A 22279-nucleotide genomic window follows, 5' to 3' on the forward strand; every position below is an offset into this window, starting at 1 on the left:
CGTTGGTGCTGTCAGGTCAGAAATAAGCGGATGCTGCTACGCCTACCCGAGGGCAAGCGGCACGTTGTCGATCAGCCGGGTGGTGCCGACCCGCGCGGCCACGAGCATCCTGGCCGGCCCGCGATAGGCGTCGTCGACCGGAAGAAAGGTCTGCGGGTGCACGATCACGAGATAGTCCAGTTTAACCAGCGGCTGGGCGGCAATGCGTGCGTGTGCTGCGGCGACGGCGACGACGGGTCCGGCCAACGCGGCCAACGCGGCCGCGTTCAGTCCGGCGAACAGAGCTTGCGCCGCCGTATTCTCGGCGTCGTCGAGGTAGCGGTTGCGGCTCGAGAGGGCCAGCCCGCTCGGCTCACGCACGGTCTCGACGACCTCGATCGCACTGCGCAGGTTGAGGTCAGCAACCATGCTCTGCACGAGAAAAACCTGCTGGCCGTCTTTTTGACCGAACACCGCCGTATCCGGTGCCACGATGCCCAGCAGTTTCGCGACGACCGTGAGCATTCCATCGAAGTGGCCGGGGCGCGCTGCACCCTCGTAGGCGCTGCCGATCGGGCCAGCGGTAACCCGCGTGCCGTTCGCGCTGTCTGGATACATTTCGCCGGCACTGGGCGCGAACACGAACGGCACCTTCTCGTCGGCGAGGGTGGCCAGGTCGGCGTCGAGGGTGCGCGGATACCGCTCGAGGTCTTCACCGGTGCCGAACTGCAGCGGATTCACGAAGATCGACACCACCACGATCTCGCCGAGCGCGTGCGCCCGTCGAACCAGGGCGAGGTGCCCGGCGTGCAGGGCGCCCATGGTCGGCACGAGCACGATGCGGGTGTCTCCGCCGACCAACGCCGAGCGGCGCCGGGCCTGGCCGAGCCTGTGCTGCAGGGCGGTGATGGTGCTGATTACTTCTGGTGTGCTCATTCGATTGTCCGGTCGTCGTCAAGCGGATGCTGCCTGGGCGCGATTTCGTCCAGCCCGGCCAGGTCGAGGCGTTCCGGGCTCGTGTGCCCGAGGGCATTCTCCATCGCGGAGCGCAGCAGCGGGCCCAGAACGGCTCCCGGCTGCTCCATCCCGATTCCAGCGAGTAGCCGCGTGGCCTGCTCGACGATCGACGTGGAAAACGCGGTGGCGATCTCGATCGCCTCGGCGTAGCTGGCGCGGTCGCCCTCGGCGACGATGACCGGTTCGCCGCCCATCTCTACCGCGAGGGCCTGCCCGATCGGCAGCACCGGGCCGGGCGCGGTCACCGCGAAATAGCTGTCAGTGAGCCGGGCCAGGTCGAGGCTCGTGCCGGTGAAGGCCATGGCCGGGTGGATGGCGAGCGGGATCGCCCCGGCCGTCAGGGCGGGCGCGAGCACCGCGGTGCCATAGCGGGCAGAGGTGTGCAGCACGATCTGACCGGGGTGCCACGTGTTCGTGACGGCGAGACCCTGCACCAGACTCTCCAGCTGCGCATCGGGCACCGCGATGATGACCAGCTCACTGCGCTCGACTACCTCGGGCACGGTTAGAATCGGCACGAGCGGTAGAATGGCTTCGGCCCGATCGCGGCTGGCCTGCGAGATCGCCGAGATGCCCACGATCGCGTGGCCGGCACCCGCGAGTGCCGCGCCGAGAATGGGGCCGACGTGGCCGGCTCCGATGATTCCGACGCCGAGGCGGCCAGGCTTTCCGGTCATTCTGTCGCTCCGTACTGGTCGGCTGCCGGCTGCGGGGCCTCCTCGGCCCGGCTCCAGCGGTGGCTGGTGTCGGCCAGCGCTGAGCTGACCGCGCCGGTGGACATCCATTTGAAAAGCACGAGCGCTTCATCGACGTCGATGACGCTGAGCGACGCCGTGACCGGGCCAGCAACCGCGAGCAGGTCGGCCGAGGCGAGGCGTAGCCGACGCTTGATCGGGCCCTGCTTCACGCTCACACCCTGCATACGGGCGAGCGGTATGAGGATCAGGTCGCGGGACAGCACCCCGCGGCGGATCAGGGCGACATTGCCCGAGACGGCCCAGCCGGTGCGCCACCAGGAGAAGGGTCGCAGCCAGACCGCTCGCGGTGGCGCGTTGCTGTAGAAATCGGCCACGCCGACATCAACCCTGCGGCCGCCGAGCATGCCGTTTTCGACCAGCGCCCCGTGGGTATCGGTGGTGAAGCCCGGGAGAGCCAGTTCGAGCACCTTCTCGACATCGGCGAAGGTGCCGACCGGCAGGAGTACCGTGCTCGTAGGATTGTTCGCGCTGGCCCCGGCAGCGTGCCCTGCCGTGTTAATGCTGATCTGCCACCAGCCGAGCCGACGCCAGAGAATGGGTTGAGACACCTTGATGGCGTGGATGCGCCCCGGAGGCAGGGTCTGGCTGCTCGTGGAAAGCAGCCCAAAGCCGACCCGCACGCCGTCAGCCGTGCCCGCAATCGTGAACCGCAGCTGCTTGGTGATACGGGAGAAGTAGTAGCCGACGCTGCCGATCAGGCCGGGAAGAACGGCCACGAGCACCCAGCCGCTACTGCCGGCGATCACGCTGACGATCAGTCCGATGCCGGCCAGAAGTAGAAAAACGGTGAACCCGCTGAGCACGACCGACCCGATCAGCCGTCCGGGCGGAATGCGCACGACCGACTCCGGCGGGGCGGCGTCGGGGTCAAGTTCCGAGGCCACATACTCGTTACAGCGCGCCGCGGCGAAGTTGCCGAGGGTCGAGTGCGCGGTGGGTGGGCCGATCAGGGTGGGGGCTGCGTCGTCGCCGGTCAAGGCCGGGTCGTTTGGTGGTGCAACGGCGTCCGCAGCGACCACCGGCGCTCTGGCCTGCCGCAGGCCGGNGTCCGCAGCGACCACCGGCGCTCTGGCCTGCCGCAGGCCGGAGGCGAGGTGCAGGATGTCGCGGCGCAGGTCATCCGCTAATTTCGAGCCGAGGTAGGACAGCTGTACGTTGCCGTCCTGGCCGGCCACGGCGATGTCGAGCCTGGCGGCTCCGAACAGTCGGGGGATCAACGGCCGAGCCAGGTTCACTCCCTGCACCCGGTCGAGGCGCGCCTTGCGGTTGCTGCGAAAGATGAGGCCGCTGCGCACCTCGACGACTTCCCCGTTGATGCGAAAGGTGTGCATGCGCCAAGACAGGTAGAACGCGACGATAATGACCAGCAGCACACCGGCGATGATGAGCAGCGCCCACCCGGTGCCGCCCCGCTGGTAGATCTCATCAATCGGGTCGCCGCCATAGTTCTCCTCGCCCAGGAACAGGTCGATGAGCCGTTCGCGCAGGTTTGCGATCACGAATCCGAGCACTGCGACCATGAAAATGCCGCCGCGCAGCAGCGGTGTCGCGGGGTGCAAACGGTGCCACTGCCCGTCGGTGTGGTCGGTACGCGGTGCCGCTAGCGGTGCCGGAACGGCGGGCTCGCTCACAGTCCCGCCCGGCGGATCTCGGCGAGCTCCACCAAACGGTCGCGCAGGCTTTCGGCATCTGCTTCGGGCAGCCCGGGGATCGAGACCCCGGCGGTTGCCGCAGCGGTCACAAACTTGAGGTCGGCCAGACCGAGCCAGCGAGCCACCGGGCCGCGGGTGATATCGATGAGCTGCATCCGTCCGTAGGGCACCGCTACAAAGCGTTGAAAGAGGATGCCGCGGCGAAAGAGCAAATCATCCTCGCGCAGCAGATAGCCGATGGAGCGCACCCGGCGAGGTTCGAACACCAGGTTGATGATCGTCATCAGGAGCACCGCGATGCCGACCCACAGCGCCCAGGTCGCATCGAGCAGCAGCCAGAGCAGGCTGGCGCCACCGCAGACCACGACCCCGAACAGAATAGTGCCGACGATCTCGACCAGCACGTATTTCGGGGAAACCCGCTTCCACTCACCTACGCCGACCAAGTCAAGCCGTTCCGACGGTTCGACTTGCGCGTGTTCGGGTGGGTTCAAATCGTCGGGATCAGGCACACGTACCTCCGGGCTCGTCGGTGTTGGTGTCGTCGTCGGGCGGCAAGATGCAGAAGTGTTCGGCTACGAGGCCGGCCGCCAGCATGACGGCCGCGCCGATCGCCGTGCCGATCGCGAGCCAGAGCGAGGTGACCGCTGGCACCACCGATCGGGTCAGGATGTACAGCACAATGCCGAGAGAACCGCCGAGCAGCACCGACGCCGCTAGTGAGGTCGCCTTCGACAGCACGGCCACGCGCATCGCCCAGAACGGGTCGATGCGGCGCAGCGCCTTACGCCGGCTACCCTGACGCACCCGCCAGGCCAGGCTCACGACGACGGCCGCCAACAGCATGAGCGTCAGCGACAGCGTAACCGGTGGAACGACGATGGGGGCACCGGATGCCGCAAACGCAATCTCGAGCAGAAAGCCGATCACGAGACCGATGAGCAACACCGCGAGCAGCCCGGTCGCGTGCGAGCGCTTCATCGCGGTGCTCCCGGTGCCGGGCAGAGGGCGGCGGCATCCGCTGATCGCCGCACGGTATTACCGGTCGCGGCGAGGAGGTCGCGCACCAGACCCCGTCCAGGAACGGTGGCTTGCTCATCGAGGTCGAGCCAGGGGGCGAGCACGAAGTCGCGCTCCGCTGCGCGCGGGTGCGGCACGATGAGGCGCGCGTCGTCGATGCTCAGCTGTCCGAAGGCGATGATGTCGATGTCGAGTGTGCGATCGCCCCAGCGCTCGGCGCGCACCCGGCCGTGCTCAGCCTCGATGGCGTTGACGGCGTCGAGCAGCTCGTAGGCGTCGCCGCTGTAATCGATCGTGAGTACCGCGTTGAGATAGCGCGGGGCGCGCTCGTCAACACCGTCGAGTTTCACGGCTGCCGATTCGTAGCCCGGCGACACCGCGACCAGCGTAGCCCCAGGCAGGTTGGCGAGATCCCGCACGGCGCTCGCGAGCGTCGCTGCCCGGTCGCCGAGGTTGCTCCCGAGGGCCAGAACGACTCGATCGCCTGTCATGGACGCACCCGGGTGATCTGCACGGCCACGTCGGTGAAGGGCACCAAAATGGGAGCCTGCGGCTTGTGCACCGTGACCTGCACCCTGAGTGCCGGTGGGTGGGCCAGCACGACGGCGGCGATGCGTTCGGCGACGGTTTCGATGAGGTCGACCGGGTTGTACTTGGCTGCGTCGGTGACTTCCTCGGCAAGTTCGCCATAGTGGATGGTTTGGCTCACGTCATCGCTCGCCGCCGCCCGCAGCAGATCGAGCCAGACGGTCACGTCGATGACGAAGTCCTGGCCGTTTTCCTTCTCGAAGTCGTAGACACCGTGGTGGGCGTTCACCCGCAGGCCAGTAAGGGTGATCGAATCAGTCATGGTTCCATTGTGTCGGACGGGGCGCCCCGCCCGACAACTCATTGGCGGCCAAGGGCGTCGACTGCAGCGCGCAGGACAGCACGTTGAGTGCCGCGCGGGTGCCGGCGACGTCGTGGACGCGCACCGCCCAGACGCCCGCCTGTGCGGCCAACACGCTCACCACGGCTGTCGGTAGGTCGCGGTCCAGCACCGGAGTACCGACCGGCAGAACGTCCGCCAGAAAGCGTTTGCGCGAGGCACCGACGAGGATCGGCAGCCCGAGTGCTACAAAGGCATCCAGCCGGTTGATCAACTGCCAGTTGTGCTCGGGCTTCTTGGAGAAGCCGAGACCAGGGTCGAGCACAATGCGCTCGCGAGCGACGCCGGCGGCGGTCAACACGTCCACCCGGGCGCTCAGCGCGGCCATGACATCAGTGACGACGTTGTCATACTCGGTGACGGTGTCCATCAGCTGGGCATGGGCACGCCAGTGCATGACCACAAAGTTCAGGCCCGTGTCGTCGACGACAGCGGCCATATCGGGGTCGGCCAACCCACCGGAAACATCGTTGATGATGCTCGCTCCGGCTTTCGCAGCCGCGCGGGCCGTCGCGGCGTTGAGCGTGTCGATGCTCAGGCATAGTCCCTGCCGGGCGAGCTCGGTGACGACCGGAATGACCCGGTTTTGTTCCTCGGCCGGCGTGATACGCGTGGCACCCGGACGAGTGGATTCACCACCCACGTCGATCAGGTCGGCGCCCTGGGCGTGCAACAGCAGACCGTGCTCGATGGCGTCATCCGTTGCTGCCCACCGTCCGCCATCGCTGAAGGAGTCCGGTGTGACGTTGAGCACCCCCATGATGAGTGTCACTGGCCGGCGGCGATCAGGGCAATGATCTCGGCCCGGGCGGTCGGCTCGGTCAGCGTGCCGCGCGAGGCCATGGTGACGGTCGAACTGGCGCTTTGACGTGGACCGCGAGTGCCGACACAGCCGTGCACAGCATCGAGCACGACGAGCACGCCGAGCGGGTCGAGGCCGTCCTGAAAAGCATCAGCGATTTCCTCGGTGAGACGCTCCTGGAGTTGCGGCCGGGCGGCGATGGTTTCGACAACGGCGGGCAACCGTCCGAGGCCAACGACCCGGTCGCGCGGCAGGTAGGCCACGTGAGCGGTGCCGAGGAACGGCAGCAGGTGATGCTCACAGATGGATCGGAAGGCGATGTCGCGCAGCAGCACGAGTTCACCGGTTCTGCCATCGACCGGCACGAAATCTTGCAGGAGCTTCTGCGGGTCCTGGTCCAGGCCGGCGAAGAACTCGGCGTAGGCATCCGCTACTCGTCGCGGCGTGCTTTCCAAGCCGACCCGTTCCGTATCCTCGCCGATTGCAGCGAGAATCTCTGAAACAGCCGCCTCGATGCGTGCCCTGTCCACTGCCACGGGCGCCTAAGCGGTCGCGGGGCGGGGGTTGCGGGCCGGCGCGCGTTTCGGTTTGGCGGGGGCGGCGTCACCGCTCGTGATGCCACCGTCGACGGCGGCGCCGTCGATGGGAGCCTTCGGAGCTGGCATCGCGATCGGCGGCACGTCAGAGACGGGGCGCTTGTCGCTCGAGAGCCACTGCGGGCGCTGCGGGAGCTTTTCGACGTTGGTGAAGATCTCCGCGAGAGCGCTCTGGTCGAGCGTTTCGTGCTCGAGCAGTGCGGTGGCGAGGTCGTCCAGGATCACGCGGTTCTTGATCAAAACTTCATAGGCCTCGTCGTGGGCGTCCTCGAGCAGCTGGCGCACCTCGCGGTCAACGCTCTCGGCCACGCGCTCCGAGTAATCACGCTGATGGCCCATGTCGCGGCCGAGAAATACCTCGCCGGAACCCTGGCCAAGCTTGAGCGGACCGACGACCGCGCTCATACCGAACTCGGTGACCATCTTGCGTGCGGTGGCCGTGGCCTTCTCGATATCGTTGGAGGCGCCGCTGGTCGGGTCGTGGAAGATGATCTCCTCGGCGACACGGCCACCCATGGCGTAGGCCAACTGGTCGAGCAGCTCGTTGCGGGTGACCGAGTAGCGGTCTTCAAGCGGCATGACCATGGTGTAACCGAGGGCCCGGCCACGCGGCAGAATGGTGATCTTGGTGACCGGGTCGGTGAAGTTCATGGCGGTCGCGACAAGGGCGTGCCCACCCTCGTGGTACGCCGTGATGAGCTTTTCCTTGTCACGCATCACGCGAGTGCGGCGTTGGGGTCCGGCCATGACCCGGTCGACGGCCTCGTCCAGCGCTCGGTTGTCGATGAGCTGGGCGTTCGAACGAGCGGTCAGCAAAGCGGCCTCATTGAGCACGTTGGCGAGGTCGGCACCGGTGAAGCCGGGCGTCTTGCGGGCGAGAACCTCGAGGTCGACACCCTCGGCCATTGGCTTGCCCTTGGAATGCACCTCGAGGATGCGCTTGCGGCCGAGCATGTCGGGCGCGTCAACGCCGATCTGCCGGTCGAACCGGCCCGGGCGCAGCAGAGCCGGGTCAAGAATATCTGGTCGGTTGGTGGCGGCGATCAGAATGACGTTCGCCTTCACGTCGAAGCCGTCCATCTCCACCAGCAGCTGGTTCAGGGTCTGCTCACGTTCGTCGTGGCCGCCGCCCATTCCGGCACCACGGTGACGACCGACGGCGTCGATCTCGTCGATGAAGATGATGGCCGGGGCATTTTCCTTGGCCTGGCTGAACAAGTCACGCACACGGCTGGCGCCGACGCCGACGAACATTTCGACAAAGTCCGAGCCGCTGATGGCATAGAACGGCACGTTGGCCTCGCCGGCCACGGCGCGGGCCAGCAGAGTTTTTCCGGTTCCGGGAGGGCCGTACAGCAGCACGCCCTTCGGAATACGGGCTCCGACCGCCTGGAATTTAGCCGGCTCCTTGAGGAAGTCCTTGATTTCTTCGAGCTCTTCGATGGCTTCATCGGCGCCGGCAACATCGGCGAAGGTGACCTGTGGGCTTTCCTTGGAGACGAGCTTGGCTTTGGACTTACCGAACTTCATGACCTTGCTGCCACCGCCCTGCATCGAGATCATGAGCCAGAAGAAAGCACCGATGAGCAACACGGGCAGCAGAAAGCTGAGTACGGAGAGCACCCAGTTGGGCTGCGGTACCTCGTCGGTGAAGCCGTCCTTCGGGTTCGCTGCGGTCACCGCGGTGATGATTTCTTCGCCGCGCGGAGCGACGTAATAGAACTGCACCTGGGTGCCGAGGTCCCCGCTGGCCTTGGTCAGCGTGAGATCGACGCGCTGTTCACCGTCGACGATGGTCGCCTCGGCTACATTGCCCGATTTGAGAAAGCTCAGGCCCTCTTGTGTACTGACCTCACGGAATCCGGACATGGTGATGAGGCTCGACCCCACCCAGACTGCGATGACGGCGAGCACAATATACAGAATGGGGCCGCGGAGAAGCTTCTTGACGTTCATGGTGACCTCAGGCTAGCGCGCGTTTACAAGGGAATGTCGTGTGTTCGCCCAAAGGAAAACTTGGCGTGGTGCGCACGCTGAGGCTAGAACGCGGCAGCCGCGACGGTGGAGTAGACGTGTGGGGCGAGAATTCCGACCGAGCGCAGGTTGCGGTACTTCTCGTCGTAGTCGAGGCCATAGCCAACCACGAACTTGTTCGGAATGTTGAATCCGACATATTTCACGTCGATATCGACGCGCGCGGCATCCGGCTTGCGAAGCAACGCACAGATTTCGATGGATGCCGGACCGCGAGTTTTCAGGTTCGCCAGCAGCCACGAGAGGGTCAGGCCAGAGTCGATGATGTCCTCGACGATGAGCACGTTGCGCCCGGACAGGTCGGTGTCGAGGTCCTTGAGAATGCGCACGACGCCGCTGGACTGCGTGCCCGAGCCGTAGGAGCTGACCGCCATCCAGTCCATGGTGATCGGGTGGTGCAGTTCGCGAGCCAGATCGGCCATGACCATGACCGCGCCCTTGAGCACGCCGACCAGCAGCAGATCGGTGCCGGCGTAGTCGGTTTCGATCTGGCGACTCATCTCGGCCAGGCGATCGCGGATCTGCTCCTCGCTGATCAGGATCTCGGTGAGGTCGCCGTCAATGTCGCGAGGTTCCATATGAAAGATGCAGTCCATTTCTTCAGATTTACGCTGGCACGGAGAAAATCAGCAATCCGTCCTGCCGTATAACTCTAATGCCTGGCAGGCTGAGCGCCCCCTGTCCGTGCCAATCCGTCGCCAGCGCCGCCACGGCCAGGGTCTGCGCACGGTCCAGCCACACCCCACACTCCTGCTCGACTCCCAACCTAAGCACGCGCTGCCGCACCGCGGCCGGCTGGGCGGCGAGAGCGGCCGCGTCGATCGTGCCATTGACCCAGTGCGTGCGTACTGCAGCCGCTGCCAGCTCATCGAGCGCGTCGGAATCTTCGCGCAGCGCCTGGGCGGTGCGGGCAAGCGCTACTGCTACGCCGGGACCGAGCTCGCTTTCCAGCAGCGGCAGCACGGTCTCGCGCGCCCGCACCCGGGCGTAACGCGGGTCGAAATTCTGCGGGTCGGTCCACGGCGTAAGGCCGGTATCGGCGCAGAATTGCCGGGTATCGGCGCGGCGGATGCCCAGCAATGGTCGCAAAATCGACCCGGTTCGCGCCGCCATTCCGCGCAGGCTGGTCGGCCCGGAGCCCCGGGCCAGCCCGAGCAGCACGGTTTCGGCCTGGTCGTCGAGGGTATGACCGAGCAGCACGCCGCTCGCCCCGGTCTGCTCGAGCGCCGCGGTGAACGCCGCATAGCGAGCCGTGCGGGCGGCCGCCTCCGGGCCTGTTCCGTCGCTACCGACCGTCACGCTTAGCACGAGCACGGGGTCGAGTCCGAGTCGGCGGGCGGTCTCGGCGGCCCGGCCTGCGACATCCGCTGAACCGGTTTGCAGGTTGTGGTCGACGATGACGGCGCCGGCCCGGATGCCCGTCCGTTCGGCTTCGAAGGCGGTCGCAGCGGCGAGCGCGAGCGAATCCGCGCCGCCGCTGAGCCCGACCAGAACCAGGCCCTCGGCCGGGAGCAGTGTGCGCACGGCCCGCCGAATATCGGCGATGGCCGGGGTGAGACGCGGGCGGCGGGTGGATTCCATCCAGTAACGTTATCCGCAGACTTAGATCAAGGGAGAAACAAGGCCATGGCCGAATACGACGCAGTCATCGAAATCCCCCGCGGGAGCCGCAATAAGTACGAGGTAGACCACGAGACCGGCCGGGTGTATCTCGACCGCGTGCTGTACACGAGCTTCATGTACCCCACCGACTACGGCTACTTCGAGAACACCCTCGGCCTCGACGGTGATCCGGTCGACGTGCTCGTGCTGCTCGACTACCCGTTGTTTCCGGGCGTTGGCGTCTCCGTACGTCCGGTCGGCGTGTTCAACATGACCGATGACGGCGGTTCAGACGCCAAGGTCATCGCCGTTCCGGCTGGCGACCCGCGCTGGGACCACATCCAGGATGTCCTCGACATTCCGGAGTACACCCGCAAGGAAATCGAGCACTTCTTCGAGCACTACAAGGACCTCGAGCCGAACAAGTGGGTCAAAACCGAGGGCTGGGGCGATGCCGCCGAAGCCAACCAGATCGTGGTTGACGGCATCGCAAAGCTCGCCGAAGAGGGCCACTAACCCGCAAGGTAATGGGGCTTCTTCCGCTGGCAGGCCAGTGGAAGAAGCCCCATTCTGAGGTTAAGCGGCGGGGCGCCCGACGTAGGGCGCGACCGCCCAAGAGGACCAGATGCTGTGCACCCGCACGCGCGCCGAGGGATTTGGGGCTTCCAGAACCTGCCCGCTGCCGACGTAAATCGCCACGTGATAATAGTTGCCGGGGCTGCCCCAGAACACCAGGTCGCCCACCTGAACCTGCGCGAAGGAGACGAGCTTGCCCTGCCGCGCCATGGTGTTGTACTGGTTCGTGGCCGAGTGGGTGCCAATGTAGATGCCCGCCGCGGCGTAGGCCGCCTTAGTCAGACCCGAGCAGTCCCAGGCGTCGGGGCCGGAGCCGCCGAAGACGTACCGGTCGCCGAGCTGGTCGTTGGCAAAGGCGAGAGCGGTGTCGACCACACTCGCATTCGGCGCTAGAACGGTCGTACCGCCGCCGGCCGGCGTGCTCGGCGTGCTCGGCGTGCTCGGCGTGCTCGGCGTGCTCGGCAGCACGGGAGTGACGGCGCCAGACCCGGAACCGGACCCAGAACCCGAGCCCGACCCGGAACCCTCAGCTGCCGCGGCGTCCTGCGCCACTTGCGCTGCTGCGGCAGCCGCAGCATTCGCTATTGCAGCAGCAGAGCCCTGAGCCTGCGCGAACGCTTTCGCCGCAGCGGCCGCTTCTTCACCGACGTGAAAGCTGCGCTCGGCCTCGGCCGTCGTGTCCTTGAGCAGGGCGAGTTGCTCGAACAGCTCGCTCGACCGGCGTTGCTGGGTGTCGTAGGCGGCCTCGGCCGCCGCTGAGCTCTCAGCTGCCGCCTCAAAGGTGGTCTTCGACTCTATGGTGAGGCGTTCTCGTTCGTCGGTTGCCGATGCCGCCTGGTCGCCGAGCGATTCAGCCGCGTTCTGGTCCTGGCGCGCTTCGGTGTAAATCTGCTCGGACTGTTCGCTGAGCTTGCTGGCCGTACCGAGCTGGCTGAGCAGATCATCGGCGCTGTTGCCATTCAAGAACAGGTTCAGTGAGAGACCGTTGCCGCCGGACTTGGCGAGGTGGGCTGCGATCAGGCCGGCCCGCATCTTCGACGTCGCAGCACTAGCCTCGGCAGTTTTCGCCTGCTCGTTCAGGCTGGCTTCCCGCTCGGTGGCGGCAGCCAGAGAATCCTGGGTGATGCGATACTCCTCGGCCGCCATCTGTGCGGCCGTCACGGCTGTCGCCGCCTGGGCGGCCAAACCGTCCAGCAGCTCGCCCAGCGTGGCAATTTCGGCCAGCTTGGTCGACTCGTTCTGCTTGGCCTTCTCGACGTCGTTCCAGCTCGGGTAGTCCGGCGCGGCAAACGCCGCCCCGCCCGCCGCGGCAACGGATGCCGTCACAGCCGATACTGCGCCGATCGCGACGGCCGAGAACAGACGCTTCGATCGTTCGTGAACTCGTACACGAGCCGTGGTGCTCGGTACCGCTGCGGTGCCCCGTGCGGGTGTAGTGCTGTCAGCCAAGTGTTGCTCCCCGGTCGGCCATGAATGGAACGGGATTGATGCGATTTCCACCAATCCAAACTTCGAAGTGCAGGTGGCAGCCGTTGGCGGCACCGGTCCGTCCGGAGGTGGCAATGAGCTGCCCCGCCGATACCGACTGGCCGGATTGGACGTTGTAGCCGCCATCGCGAATGTGGGCGTAGCCGGTCGAGACATTGTCGCCGTGGCTTATCTTCACGAAGTTGCCATAGGTGCCGAGGCGCCCGGCCCAGGTGACGACGCCGGCGTGGGCGGCGTAGAGGGGGGCGCCACAACCGGTGCCGAGGTCGGTAGCGTAGTGAAAGCTTCCGCTGCACTGTCCGCCGTCGCCGCAAATGGTCGAGCGCGGGCCATAGCCACCGGTGATGCGTCCGCTGGCCGGAACGCCCCAGCCGGACATGCTCACGGTTCCGCCGGAGCCGCCGCTGGCGCTCGCTGCAGCCGCGGCCGCGGCCGCGGCCACCCGAGCTGCCTCAGCCTCGGCCGCCACCCGAATTGCTTCGAGGCGGGCGCGTTCGGCGACTCCAGCTTCATACCCGGCCGTCGTCGTGGCCTGGGTGTCACGCATGAACTGGAGCTGCTGCTCCAGCTCGATGCTCTTGGCTTCGGATTCGGCGAGGGCATTGGCCGCAGCCTGGGCCGCAGCCTGGGCCGCAATGAGAGCGGCCTCGGCGGCGACGCGCAGCACTTCGCGTTCCGCCTGGGCGACCTTGGCCTGGTCCCCGAGCGACTGGGCGTTGTTCATGGCGGACTGAGCGTCGTCGTACACGTCCGAACTGCGCTCGACCAGCTTGCTCATGTTGCCGAGTTTCGCCAGCAGCAGGTCGGCATCGGCCCCGTCCCCCTCGCCTTCCAGGAACAGGTTGACGCTCAGATTCGTGCCACCGGTGCGGTAGAGCTGGGCGGCGAGCTGGCCAGCCTGCTTGGTGGCGGCATCCGCTGTGGTCTTGCTTTCGTCGGCCTGCTTCTGGATGTCCTCGGCCCGACGGGTGGCATCGTCAAATTCTCGCTGCGCGTCTTCGAGTTCGATGGCGCTCTTCTCGGCGGCGGCCTGCGTCTCCTGCACCTGTACCTGCAGACCGGCAATGAGATTCTCGATCGCGGTCACCTGCACGGCGGCGGCGTTGGTGTTCGCCTTGGCGTTCTCCAGATCCTGCCACGAGGGGTAGTCGACGGCTCGCGCCGGGGCAACCGGGGCAACCAACGTGACCAGAAGGGTCATGGCTGCCACGACGCTGGTCAGCGCCAGGCCGTGCCGCGGCCACCGACGACTCACTCGAAAACGGCTGGCCGGAGAGTTTCTGGTGCGGCCGATCACGGCTGTAGAACGAATCATTGCTTCCCAACGGGCTTGACCGTCGCAGCTTGCGCCGCGGCAGACTCTTTAGAGTAACAAATTGGGCAAGTTTCGCCCAGTTTCAACGCCGAATCTAACTCGCGAAGAGGCCTGTGGCCCGCACATTTGTGGGCGCGGTGCGAATTGGCGTCACAAAAGGGCCAGCTTTCAAGCGGATGCTGCGCGCGTCGATTTGGCCTTCACCCCACAAGACCGTATGCTTACTCTTCGGCAGCCATGAACCTTATGGCTCACGGCCCCATCGTTTAGCGGCCTAGGACGGCGCCCTTTCACGGCGTTAACACGGGTTCGAATCCCGTTGGGGCTACGCAAACCGCACGTGTACACGGTAGTAAATAAAAAACGAGAAATAGAATAGTCTTACCAAGTGCCTCGCACACAGATTCACAATTTTCACATCGAGGCCCTGTAGCGCAGTTGGTTAGCGCGCCGCCCTGTCACGGCGGAGGTCGCCGGTTCAAGTCCGGTCAGGGTCGCAAAGGAAATCTAGCTCTTTCGAAAGGAAGGGCTTTTTTCCTTAGAAGACGCGTTTTTGACGTGTCTTTGGGGCCCTGTAGCTCAGTTGGTAGAGCGTTCGACTGAAAATTGAAAGGTCACCGGATCGACGCCGGTCGGGGCCACCATCGCCACTCCCTAGAAAACTCATTTGTGAGGAAATCGGGGAGTGGCTTTTTTTATGCCCATTTCGAGGCTCGGGCAACTGGTCCAGCAAGCACCGTCAAAGGGCCCTCAACAGTACGGTTTAGGAGCTGCAGCTCAGTCGAATCGTCGTCGTCGGGTGCCCGCGGTCCGGCTAGCGTGACTAAAAATGCCGCGTCGAAATCGGTATCTCCGCGCCGTTTGTCGATGAGAGTGTCTGCATCCGCCGGCTCGTTCACCAGGCACGGTGAAGATCCAGACCAATAGGCTGATGAAATGCCAGAACCGATCGAAAATTTGTGGCCGCCGTTTGGGCTCATGATCACCTGTGGCCCGCTGAGCTTGACGCCCGTTCGCGACTCCGACCTGCCGAGCCTGGTAGCGCTCGCCCAGTCCGGGATCCATGCGCCGACCGAGATGCCCTTCGGTTTTCCGTGGACCCTGGGATCCACCGAGGAGGTCAAACTAAGGCTCCTGCAGTATCACTGGGCGCAGCGAGCGACAATGCAGCCAGCATCCTGGACATTGGAGACCACGGTCCGATTCAACGGCGACGTTGTTGGTTGCCAGAGCATCTCCACCAGGGATTATCTGGTCACTCGAACGGGTGAAACGGGTTCCTGGCTGGGCGCGAAACATCAGGGGCGAGGTATTGGAACCCTGATGCGTCAGGCCATTGCGGCCTTCATGTTCGATCATCTCGATGCCGCCGAGGTCACCTCGGCAGCCTTTGTCGACAATCCGGCGTCGCTGGCGGTATCGCGCAAAGTGGGCTACCGGGAAAACGGCGTCGACCGCCTCAAAAGGCGCGACGGCGAAGTAGCCCAGAGTCAGAAACTGGTTGTGACTGCAGAAACATTGAACCGGCCCAGGCATGCGTTCACGGTCGACGGCACCAGCCCACTCCGGAAATTCCTCGGACTGACTCCTTGACGGTCTCCACATCACTAAAAGTGGCCTTATGACGGATGCCCTCCCGATGCCCATCGGCGATGGTGCCGCCGATCACCTGATCGGATTGCACCTGCCTGACATCGCCCTTGAATCGACATCGGGTGGTGAGGTGAGCATCAAGAATGTCTCGTCCGGGCGGTGGATCATGTTTATCTATCCACGAACGGGTGTCCCGGGCGAGGCCGAGCCAATCGGATGGACAGACATTGCTGGAGCAAAAGGGTGCACCGCCGAAGCCTGCAGTTTTCGCGACAACTTGGGTGAGCTCCATGAGTCCGGTGCCCAAAGCGTGACCGGGCTCTCCGTGCAGAGCAGCGCCTACCAACGCGAGGCCGTCGGGCGCTTGCACCTGACCTACCCGCTCTTCTCGGACGAGAATGGGCGATTGGCCGGAGCGCTCAAACTCCCGACCTTCACGGTCGCAAGCTTGACGCTTCTCAAGCGGATGACTCTCGTCGTCGACGGGCATGTCATCCGGCACGTGTTTTATCCCGTATTCCCGGCGGAAGGTCATGCGAACCAAGTCCGTGACTGGCTGCGAGCAAATCCCGCGGGACTGCTGGCCCGAGACGAATCGCTGTCGGATCGGATATTCCGACAAGTGGACGCCGTAGGACAAATCGACCCAGAGCTAGATTTTCGATAACGCAGTAAAGTCGCGAGGACGGCCGCGGGCAGGCCTCCCAAGCAAGGATCGGTGCGATCGGTGCGATGAAGGGGACGGGCTACCTCGACTATCTGACGGCGATGGCCGAAGACGATGGCCGAAGACGATGCCGAGCGTCAACTTGCGGCGGAGGCCATGCTGACGACCCGGTCCACCAGTGAGTTCTACCTGGCAACTGGTCCGAACCAAGGCTGGCTGGCGTTTTGGACCCTGTTGGCTTCGGTAACTCGTCCGGCGTCGTCCGGGATCAGCCCCAGTCCTGCTCTCAGACGGTAATCATCAACGTCCGCCGACAGTCCGCGACCAGCCGCAGCGACAGCTGTGAAAGCTGGCAGTAGCGACATCATCCGAAACGAACATCTAGGCTCAAATGGTGATCACGCGCACCGTTCTTATCCTGCTCGACGTCGATGGAGTACTGAACCCGCGCGTCGTCAACCAGCGACTTAAGCTGGATCCACCCCGCACAGAGCTCATCCGTCAGCTCGCCAAGCTCGGATCCATCGTCTGGGCGACCACCTGGTCGCCCACGCACACCTTTCACCTGACCAAAGACCTCGGTCTTTCCGCAGAAACGGAGGGCATCGCCTTTCCGCGCAAACTGCACGCTGATCCGTCAGCGCCGGCACCCACCGCCAAACTTTACTGGGTCGACCGCTGGCTGGCCCGGCAGGATCCTGAACCCGAGGCGGTGATCTGGATCGATGATATCCTGCGCCAGGATGCCGTCGACTGGGCCTCGGCGCAGACGCGGCCCACACTTCTGGTGCAGCCCGATAGGAACAAGGGTCTCACGGAGGCCCAGGTCGAAGACGCGCGCCTCTTCATCGGAAGCCTAAAACCGACCGACACACCCACCAACCCACGGAGCGAGCCATGACCAGCACACCATCAGTGATGGTATTCGATGTCAACGAGACTCTCTCCGACATGTCCCCGCTGAGCGCCCGATTCGTAGAGATCGGCGCCCCGGCCGACCTGGCCCGAATCTGGTTCGCGGCGCTTCTGCGGGATGGATTCGCCCTCGCTGCCGCGGGTGGAACTGCCAAATTCTCGGCGATCGGTTCGGAGCTTCTGCGCGGACTGCTCCGCGACGTCGCCCCGACGCGCAGTCTCGACGATGCCGTGACCCACATCATGCACGGCTTCGAATCATTGACCCTGCACCCGGACATCGCTGACGGAATCCAAGCCCTGAAAAGCGCGGGGATGCGCCTCGTGACATTGTCCAACGGATCGGATCAGGTAGCCGAGTCCCTGCTGACCCGGGCCGGGCTGCGGAGCGACTTCGAGGCCGTACTCACGGTAGAAGATGCACCGGCGTGGAAGCCGGTTCAGGCTGCGTACGACTATGCCGTGGCTGCGTGCGGGGTCAAAGCGGCCGACCTGCTGCTGGTGGCTGTGCACCCCTGGGACATCCACGGGGCAGCCAGGGCAGGCCTGGGCACCGCGTGGTTGAACCGCACCGACGAAGCCTACCCGAGCTACTTTGCGGCACCGGACTACACGATCACCGCTTTGAGCGACCTCGTCCCCAAACTCAAATAAGGTACGAATGTGACCGCTGAACGGCGGTTTGTGCCCGTCTGCATCCAGAATGGGTACATGAGGACAATGACGCTACCGAATACACACTTCCCGGTCTCCGATGTCATTCTCGGGCTGATGCGAATTGTTCCGCTCGCCGACCAGGAAATTCGATTTTTGGTTGGGGCCGCCCGAGACGCCGGCATGAATTTCTTCGATCACGCCGATGTGTATGGCGGCGAGCCCCACGAATGCGAGCGGCGTTTCGGCGACGCGGTCACGTTTTCCGCCGAGGAACGGGCCAACGTCGCCATCCAGTCCAAGGTCGGCATTCGATCGGGCTTCTGGGACTTCTCCAAGGAGCACATCCTGCGGTCCGTCGACGAATCACTCGCGGCGTTGAGAACCGATTACCTCGACCTGCTGCTGCTGCACCGTCCCGACGCCCTCGTGGAACCCGATGAGGTCGCCGAGGCCTTCGAGATTCTGCACGATGCGGGAAAAGTGCTTAATTTCGGCGTCTCCAATCACACTCCGGGGCAAGTCGAGCTGCTGAAACGATCAGTGACCCAGCCACTAATCGTCAACCAGGTGCAATTGAGCATCACGCATGCGCCGCTGATCGCCGCCGGGGTTTCGGCTAATATGGCCGGCCTGGACCAGTCAATCGACCGGGACAACGGCATCCTCGACTACTGCCGACTCAACAACATCACGCTCCAGGCCTGGTCGCCTTTTCAGAAGGGTTTCTTCGACGGCATTTTTCTGAACGATCGAGAAAACTACGCCGCGTTGAACGAGGTCATCGATGACCTCGCGCGAGCGTATGATGCTCCCCCGGCTGCCATTGCCGTGGCCTGGATCACACGTCATCCTGCCCATATGCAGGTCGTGCTCGGAACGACCAACGTTCAGCACCTCGTCGATTCGGCCGCGGGGTCTGATATCACCCTCACCAGGGAAGAGTGGTATCGACTCTTCACTGCCGCCGGACACATCTTGCCGTAGTCAGTCCTCTGCAACTCGTGGCGGTAAAAAATGGATGTCGCACTCGTTCTGCTCACTCTCGTCGCCGTCGTCTGCGCGGCCAGCGCTCTTGCTAAGCGCCTGAACCTGTCCGGTCCACTGCTACTGGTGGTCGTTGGCGTTATCGGTTCATACCTGCCGTTCATTCCAGCGGTCAAGCTGGATCCGGAACTGGTATTGGTGGGCATCCTGCCTCCGTTGCTCTACGCGGCCGCCATCCGCACCTCATTGGTCGAGTTCCGCACAAACCTGCGTTCTATCGCTCTGCTGTCGGTCGGCTACGTTATTTTCGGAACTGTAGCCATCGGCCTCACCGTCTGGTGGCTGATCCCGGAGATTCCGCTGGCTGCGGCGTTCGCCCTGGGCGCGGTGGTGGCTCCGCCGGATGCGGTAGCGGCGACCACGATTGCCCGTCGAGTTGGGCTACCGCGCCGGGTAGTGAGTCTTTTGGAGGGCGAGTCGTTGGTCAACGATGCGACCGCACTGGTGCTTCTTCGCACGGCGATCGTTGCCATTGGCGGCAGCGTCACCGTCTGGCAGGTGGCGTCTGGCATCGCTTTGGCCGCCGGTGGAGGTGTCGTGATCGGACTGATCGCGGCGTGGCTCCTATTGCAGATCCGAAAACGGGTGCGCAACGTCGCCATAAACACGTCCATGTCTCTCGCAGCCCCGTTCGTGGCCTATATCCCGGCGGAGGAGATCAACGCATCGGGCGTGTTGGCTGTCGTCGTGGCCGGCCTCGTGATCGGCACCAAGACGCCAGCTATGCCCGGCGGCGCGTCCCGATTGAGCCAGCGGAGCAACTGGGCCACCGTCCAGTTTTTGCTCGAGAACTCCGTCTTTCTACTGATCGGGTTACAGGTGCGCTCAAGCATTGAGGCGACCTCCGGCGATTCGCTTGGCGCCGCGCGAATCTGGGGCACCTGTATTGTCGTTTTGGTTGCGGTTCTCCTGTTGCGCCCGGTCTGGGTGTTTCCGGCGATTTATCTGCCTCGCCTGATACCCAAAATTCGCGCGACTGACCCGGCACCACCCTGGCAGTTGCCCACCATCGTGTCCTGGGCGGGTATGCGCGGTGTGGTCACCCTCGCTGCCGTGTTCGCCCTGCCAGAAGACGTCGCACACCGCCCCGTCCTCGTTCTCGCAGCTTTGGGAGTAGTGGCGGGAACGCTGGTTGTGCAAGGCCTAACCTTGCCATGGCTGGTAAGGGTCCTCGGCGTGCATGGCCCAGATACCCACGCGGATGCGCTCAGCCAAGCCGCGCTGATGGACCAAGCCACCGCCGCGGGAATCGACAACCTGCGCCAGCACACCCGACCCGACGATTCTCCGGAGGTGGTGGCCATGCTTGAACGCCGCACGCAGGAACGCAACAGGGCAGCATGGGAACGCCTCGGACGTTCAGAGCTCGCATTCCGCACTCCCAGCAAGCGCTACGTGCAACTGCGGCTGGCCATGCTCGATGCGGAGCGCGCCAGAGTTCTGAAGCTGCGCCGCACCGGCGATTACGCACACGATGTGATCAGTGAAGTGCTGGAGATGCTCGACGTGGAGGAATCCATGTTGGATTCCTCGCCCGAGGGTGCGGACATCGACGCGCGCACCCCAGCTCGACCCGCCAACCGGCGCGACAACGGCGAAGCCCGCCTGGGCGCGGGCGGCTGCGAGCACCTACGGGTCGTGGGCGAGCATTCAGTGCCGCAGGTCCCAGAGTGTACCGACTGCATGCGCGAAGGCACAGCCCCGGTACACCTTCGAATGTGCCTGGTCTGCGGAAATGTGGGGTGCTGCGATTCATCCGTGGGTCAGCATGCGACCAAGCATTTCCAACAGTCCGGCCACGCCGTCATGTGCAGCGCTGAGCCGCGGGAATCATGGCGCTGGTGTTACATTGACGAACTCCTCGGTTAGCGCGTGCTCGTCGACACGTTCGAAGAACCATCCCCGAGAGCTGCAGCTTTTGGGTGGGGTATCGACGAGTTTGAGTCCGACGATGCAACAGATCAGGCCGAGCAGCAGCGTGATTCTCAGCCAGGAAACGCTGTTATCACCGGTGACCATCGACCAGGTCACCGTCAGCGCGGCACCGATTCCCACCCATACGGTATAAGCCGTTCAGATCAAAATCTTCCTCATGGCCCAAGGCCAGCCATGCTGAGCACGAGCGCCCCGCTATAGATGACGCTCGGCCACAATCAAAACAATCCACGACATGGTTGATCCTCCTCGGCCAGCGGCTACGCGACGAACGCGCGGTAAGCGGGGTCATTGGCGCGCAGCACGCGCAGCACGTTCTGGTAACCGAGCTTGGCGAGGTCGGCGTCGCTCCAGCCCCTAAGGGCCAGCTCCGCGAACAGGTTCGGGTATTCCGACACGTCCGCCAGGCCGACCGGCATATCGGGGCAACCGTCGAAGTCGCCGCCGAGACCGATGTGATCGGCGCCGGCGACCCGCCGGGCATGCTCAACGTGGTCGGCAACGTGCACGACCGTCACGAGCGGCTTGTCCCCCACCGAGCCCTCGTCTTCCCAGCGTCGGTAGTCTGCCGAGATGAACGCTGGCACGAAGGTAATCATCTGCACACCGTCGTTGGCCTTGAGCTGGGTAAGAATCTCATCCGGCACGTTCCGAGGGTGGGGGTTGAGGGCAAAGCACGACGAGTGGCTGAAGATGAGCGGCAACTCGGTCGCGTCGAGCGCGTCCTGCATGGTCGCGGCCGAGACGTGCGAGAGGTCGATCATCATGCCGATGCGGTTCATCTCCGCGATAACAGCCCGCCCTCGATCATTTATCCCGTCGTGGGTCACATCGCCCACGGCTGCATCAGCCCATTCGGTCGAGGAGTTCCAGGTCAGCGTCATATAGCGCACACCCAGGCGGGCATACCCGCGCAGCACGGCGAGCGAGTTGTTGATCTGATTGCCACCTTCGACTCCCAACAGCGACGCGATTCTTCCATTCAACTGGGCGCGCTCGACGTCGGCGGCCGTGACGGCCCGCTCGAAGTCATCGGGATACGCCGCAATCAGGCGGTGAATGAAGTCAATCTGCTCGAGGGTTGCCTGCACTGAATCCGTCCCCTCCAGATCGGTGTGCACCCAGACCGACCAGAACTGGCCGTGCACGCCTCCGCGACGCAACTTGGGGACATCCGTTTGAAGCGCGCTGCGTCCGGAATCCCGCTCGGAATCGAGTCCGCTGACGGAATACTCACGATGTGCGCGGCTGGCCCAGGCAAGATCGTTGTGCCCGTCGATGACGGGAAATCTCGTAAATCTTTCAGTCATGTGAATTCTCCCCGGCAATGCGTTGGCTCCGATCAGCCTACGACCCGCACCGTGCGAGTGCGCGGCCGCCAATAATGCGCAAGTGCGCCGCAATATCGGACATGAATGAGGCTCCGAACCATCCGTGGCGGTACCGGGACAGTCCGCGACGGACTGCTGCACGCAGCACGCGGAAGGTGTCCCCCGTTGAGGTCACAGCGCGGCCGACGTGAATCGGGGTAGTCTCTGCCAGTAAGTTACTGAGAAAGAATCAGTTTCACTGCCGCGCTCCACCGAAAGACAAGTGCCAGCATCGTCACCTAAGACCACCTGTTCCTGTAAACCCGACTGCAGGGAATGCAACGTGACACACACCCCGACCCGCCACTTCACCGTCAGCGCCGCCTGCGCC

23 protein-coding genes and 3 tRNA genes are annotated in these 22279 nt (G+C 64.4%); 10 read left to right on the top strand and 16 right to left on the bottom strand.

What is annotated here, in order from left to right; all coding sequences use genetic code 11:
• Positions 1-42: 42 nt before the first annotated feature.
• The 12 genes from panC to tilS all read right to left on the bottom strand — a co-directional run bounded on the left by panC (position 43) and on the right by tilS (position 10367).
• Entirely contained in the window at positions 43-915 is an 873-nt protein-coding gene (panC, locus tag CXY71_RS13240; RefSeq protein ID WP_104136129.1) for a pantoate--beta-alanine ligase, read from the bottom strand.
• The gene (locus CXY71_RS13245; RefSeq protein WP_104136132.1) at positions 912-1673 is read right to left on the bottom strand and encodes a Rossmann-like and DUF2520 domain-containing protein; all 762 of its coding nucleotides are present in this window, start codon (positions 1671-1673) and stop codon (positions 912-914) included. The genes panC and CXY71_RS13245 overlap by 4 nt, the downstream gene beginning before the upstream one ends.
• Positions 1670-3385, bottom strand: a complete 1716-nt coding sequence (locus CXY71_RS13250; protein WP_104136135.1) for a PH domain-containing protein — start codon at positions 3383-3385, stop codon at positions 1670-1672. The genes CXY71_RS13245 and CXY71_RS13250 overlap by 4 nt, the downstream gene beginning before the upstream one ends.
• The gene (locus tag CXY71_RS13255) at positions 3382-3918 is read right to left on the bottom strand and encodes a PH domain-containing protein (protein ID WP_233198302.1); all 537 of its coding nucleotides are present in this window, start codon (positions 3916-3918) and stop codon (positions 3382-3384) included. The genes CXY71_RS13250 and CXY71_RS13255 overlap by 4 nt, the downstream gene beginning before the upstream one ends.
• Positions 3911-4387, bottom strand: a complete 477-nt coding sequence (locus CXY71_RS13260; RefSeq protein WP_104136137.1) for a DUF3180 domain-containing protein — start codon at positions 4385-4387, stop codon at positions 3911-3913. Before CXY71_RS13260 ends, CXY71_RS13255 begins: the two co-directional genes overlap by 8 nt.
• Positions 4384-4917: a 2-amino-4-hydroxy-6-hydroxymethyldihydropteridine diphosphokinase gene (gene folK, locus CXY71_RS13265; protein ID WP_104136139.1), complete on the bottom strand. Its 534-nt coding sequence runs from the start codon at positions 4915-4917 to the stop codon at positions 4384-4386. The genes CXY71_RS13260 and folK overlap by 4 nt, the downstream gene beginning before the upstream one ends.
• Positions 4914-5276, bottom strand: coding sequence for a dihydroneopterin aldolase (gene folB, locus CXY71_RS13270; RefSeq protein WP_104136142.1), 363 nt, complete (start codon positions 5274-5276; stop codon positions 4914-4916). The genes folK and folB overlap by 4 nt, the downstream gene beginning before the upstream one ends.
• Positions 5269-6126 carry a dihydropteroate synthase gene (gene folP, locus CXY71_RS13275; RefSeq protein WP_104136145.1) on the bottom strand — a complete coding sequence of 286 codons (858 nt, stop codon included), beginning with the start codon at positions 6124-6126 and terminating at the stop codon, positions 5269-5271. The genes folB and folP overlap by 8 nt, the downstream gene beginning before the upstream one ends.
• Positions 6123-6692 (bottom strand): GTP cyclohydrolase I FolE, encoded by a 570-nt coding sequence (folE, locus tag CXY71_RS13280; protein ID WP_104136148.1) that lies wholly within the window; start codon positions 6690-6692, stop codon positions 6123-6125. Before folE ends, folP begins: the two co-directional genes overlap by 4 nt.
• A 6-nt stretch (positions 6693-6698) precedes the next feature.
• Entirely contained in the window at positions 6699-8708 is a 2010-nt protein-coding gene (gene ftsH / locus CXY71_RS13285; RefSeq protein WP_104136150.1) for an ATP-dependent zinc metalloprotease FtsH, read from the bottom strand.
• 83 nt (positions 8709-8791) lie between these two features.
• Entirely contained in the window at positions 8792-9364 is a 573-nt protein-coding gene (gene hpt, locus CXY71_RS13290; RefSeq protein ID WP_104136152.1) for a hypoxanthine phosphoribosyltransferase, read from the bottom strand.
• A 28-nt stretch (positions 9365-9392) separates the two neighbouring features.
• On the bottom strand, positions 9393-10367 hold the full coding sequence (tilS, locus tag CXY71_RS13295; RefSeq protein WP_104136154.1) for a tRNA lysidine(34) synthetase TilS: 975 nt from the start codon (positions 10365-10367) through the stop codon (positions 9393-9395).
• 45 nt (positions 10368-10412) lie between these two features.
• Between tilS and ppa the strand changes: the two genes are divergently transcribed.
• Positions 10413-10904 carry an inorganic diphosphatase gene (ppa, locus tag CXY71_RS13300; RefSeq protein ID WP_092106945.1) on the top strand — a complete coding sequence of 164 codons (492 nt, stop codon included), beginning with the start codon at positions 10413-10415 and terminating at the stop codon, positions 10902-10904.
• Between the two features lie 60 nt (positions 10905-10964).
• On the opposite strand, the gene CXY71_RS13305 is transcribed toward ppa, so the two are convergent.
• Together CXY71_RS13305 and CXY71_RS13310 are read right to left on the bottom strand one after the other, a co-directional pair.
• The gene (locus CXY71_RS13305; protein ID WP_104136157.1) at positions 10965-12413 is read right to left on the bottom strand and encodes an NlpC/P60 family protein; all 1449 of its coding nucleotides are present in this window, start codon (positions 12411-12413) and stop codon (positions 10965-10967) included.
• Entirely contained in the window at positions 12406-13767 is a 1362-nt protein-coding gene (locus tag CXY71_RS13310) for a M23 family metallopeptidase (RefSeq protein ID WP_104136160.1), read from the bottom strand. The genes CXY71_RS13305 and CXY71_RS13310 overlap by 8 nt, the downstream gene beginning before the upstream one ends.
• 255 nt (positions 13768-14022) lie before the next feature.
• On the opposite strand from CXY71_RS13310, the gene CXY71_RS13315 reads away from it, so the two are divergent.
• The 9 genes from CXY71_RS13315 (at position 14023) to CXY71_RS13355 (ending at position 20512) form a co-directional block, all read left to right on the top strand.
• Positions 14023-14095, top strand: a tRNA-Glu gene (locus tag CXY71_RS13315).
• Positions 14096-14190: 95 nt separating this feature from the next.
• A tRNA-Asp gene (locus CXY71_RS13320) sits at positions 14191-14264 on the top strand.
• Positions 14265-14335: 71 nt separating this feature from the next.
• A tRNA-Phe gene (locus tag CXY71_RS13325) sits at positions 14336-14411 on the top strand.
• A 334-nt stretch (positions 14412-14745) separates the two neighbouring features.
• On the top strand, positions 14746-15360 hold the full coding sequence (locus CXY71_RS13330) for a GNAT family N-acetyltransferase (protein WP_233204631.1): 615 nt from the start codon (positions 14746-14748) through the stop codon (positions 15358-15360).
• Between the two features lie 46 nt (positions 15361-15406).
• On the top strand, positions 15407-16027 hold the full coding sequence (locus CXY71_RS13335) for a peroxiredoxin (RefSeq protein WP_199184306.1): 621 nt from the start codon (positions 15407-15409) through the stop codon (positions 16025-16027).
• Between the two features lie 391 nt (positions 16028-16418).
• The gene (locus tag CXY71_RS13340; RefSeq protein ID WP_104136169.1) at positions 16419-16928 is read left to right on the top strand and encodes an HAD domain-containing protein; all 510 of its coding nucleotides are present in this window, start codon (positions 16419-16421) and stop codon (positions 16926-16928) included.
• Positions 16925-17596: a haloacid dehalogenase type II gene (locus tag CXY71_RS13345; RefSeq protein ID WP_104136173.1), complete on the top strand. Its 672-nt coding sequence runs from the start codon at positions 16925-16927 to the stop codon at positions 17594-17596. The genes CXY71_RS13340 and CXY71_RS13345 overlap by 4 nt, the downstream gene beginning before the upstream one ends.
• Positions 17597-17653: 57 nt before the next feature.
• Entirely contained in the window at positions 17654-18583 is a 930-nt protein-coding gene (locus CXY71_RS13350; protein ID WP_104136176.1) for an aldo/keto reductase family oxidoreductase, read from the top strand.
• A 30-nt stretch (positions 18584-18613) separates the two neighbouring features.
• Complete coding sequence (locus CXY71_RS13355; protein ID WP_104136178.1) at positions 18614-20512, top strand: Na+/H+ antiporter; 1899 nt, start codon at positions 18614-18616, stop codon at positions 20510-20512.
• Here CXY71_RS13355 and CXY71_RS22115 read toward each other — a convergent pair.
• Together CXY71_RS22115 and CXY71_RS13365 are read right to left on the bottom strand one after the other, a co-directional pair.
• On the bottom strand, positions 20474-20698 hold the full coding sequence (locus CXY71_RS22115) for a hypothetical protein (protein WP_104136181.1): 225 nt from the start codon (positions 20696-20698) through the stop codon (positions 20474-20476). The two genes, CXY71_RS13355 and CXY71_RS22115, sit on opposite strands and share 39 nt — an antisense overlap.
• 140 nt (positions 20699-20838) lie before the next feature.
• Positions 20839-21888 carry a dipeptidase gene (locus CXY71_RS13365; protein WP_104136184.1) on the bottom strand — a complete coding sequence of 350 codons (1050 nt, stop codon included), beginning with the start codon at positions 21886-21888 and terminating at the stop codon, positions 20839-20841.
• Between the last annotated feature and the right edge of the window lie 391 nt (positions 21889-22279).

It is taken from the genome of Cryobacterium sp. Y62, assembly GCF_002929785.1.
Classification (GTDB): domain Bacteria; phylum Actinomycetota; class Actinomycetes; order Actinomycetales; family Microbacteriaceae; genus Cryobacterium.

Bases quoted from the DNA above. Each gene is read 5' to 3' on its own strand.
- panC (WP_104136129.1), bottom strand. From the start codon at position 915: ATGAGCACACCAGAAGTAATCAGCACCATCACCGCCCTGCAGCACAGG.
- CXY71_RS13245 (WP_104136132.1), bottom strand. From the start codon at position 1,673: ATGACCGGAAAGCCTGGCCGCCTCGGCGTCGGAATCATCGGAGCCGGC.
- CXY71_RS13260 (WP_104136137.1), bottom strand. From the start codon at position 4,387: ATGAAGCGCTCGCACGCGACCGGGCTGCTCGCGGTGTTGCTCATCGGT.
- folK (WP_104136139.1), bottom strand. From the start codon at position 4,917: ATGACAGGCGATCGAGTCGTTCTGGCCCTCGGGAGCAACCTCGGCGAC.
- folB (WP_104136142.1), bottom strand. From the start codon at position 5,276: ATGACTGATTCGATCACCCTTACTGGCCTGCGGGTGAACGCCCACCAC.
- ftsH (WP_104136150.1), bottom strand. From the start codon at position 8,708: ATGAACGTCAAGAAGCTTCTCCGCGGCCCCATTCTGTATATTGTGCTC.
- hpt (WP_104136152.1), bottom strand. From the start codon at position 9,364: ATGGAACCTCGCGACATTGACGGCGACCTCACCGAGATCCTGATCAGC.
- tilS (WP_104136154.1), bottom strand. From the start codon at position 10,367: ATGGAATCCACCCGCCGCCCGCGTCTCACCCCGGCCATCGCCGATATT.
- ppa (WP_092106945.1), top strand. From the start codon at position 10,413: ATGGCCGAATACGACGCAGTCATCGAAATCCCCCGCGGGAGCCGCAAT.
- CXY71_RS13310 (WP_104136160.1), bottom strand. From the start codon at position 13,767: ATGATTCGTTCTACAGCCGTGATCGGCCGCACCAGAAACTCTCCGGCC.
- CXY71_RS13330 (WP_233204631.1), top strand. From the start codon at position 14,746: ATGATCACCTGTGGCCCGCTGAGCTTGACGCCCGTTCGCGACTCCGAC.
- CXY71_RS13335 (WP_199184306.1), top strand. From the start codon at position 15,407: ATGCCCATCGGCGATGGTGCCGCCGATCACCTGATCGGATTGCACCTG.
- CXY71_RS13340 (WP_104136169.1), top strand. From the start codon at position 16,419: ATGGTGATCACGCGCACCGTTCTTATCCTGCTCGACGTCGATGGAGTA.
- CXY71_RS13345 (WP_104136173.1), top strand. From the start codon at position 16,925: ATGACCAGCACACCATCAGTGATGGTATTCGATGTCAACGAGACTCTC.
- CXY71_RS13350 (WP_104136176.1), top strand. From the start codon at position 17,654: ATGAGGACAATGACGCTACCGAATACACACTTCCCGGTCTCCGATGTC.
- CXY71_RS13355 (WP_104136178.1), top strand. From the start codon at position 18,614: ATGGATGTCGCACTCGTTCTGCTCACTCTCGTCGCCGTCGTCTGCGCG.
- CXY71_RS13365 (WP_104136184.1), bottom strand. From the start codon at position 21,888: ATGACTGAAAGATTTACGAGATTTCCCGTCATCGACGGGCACAACGAT.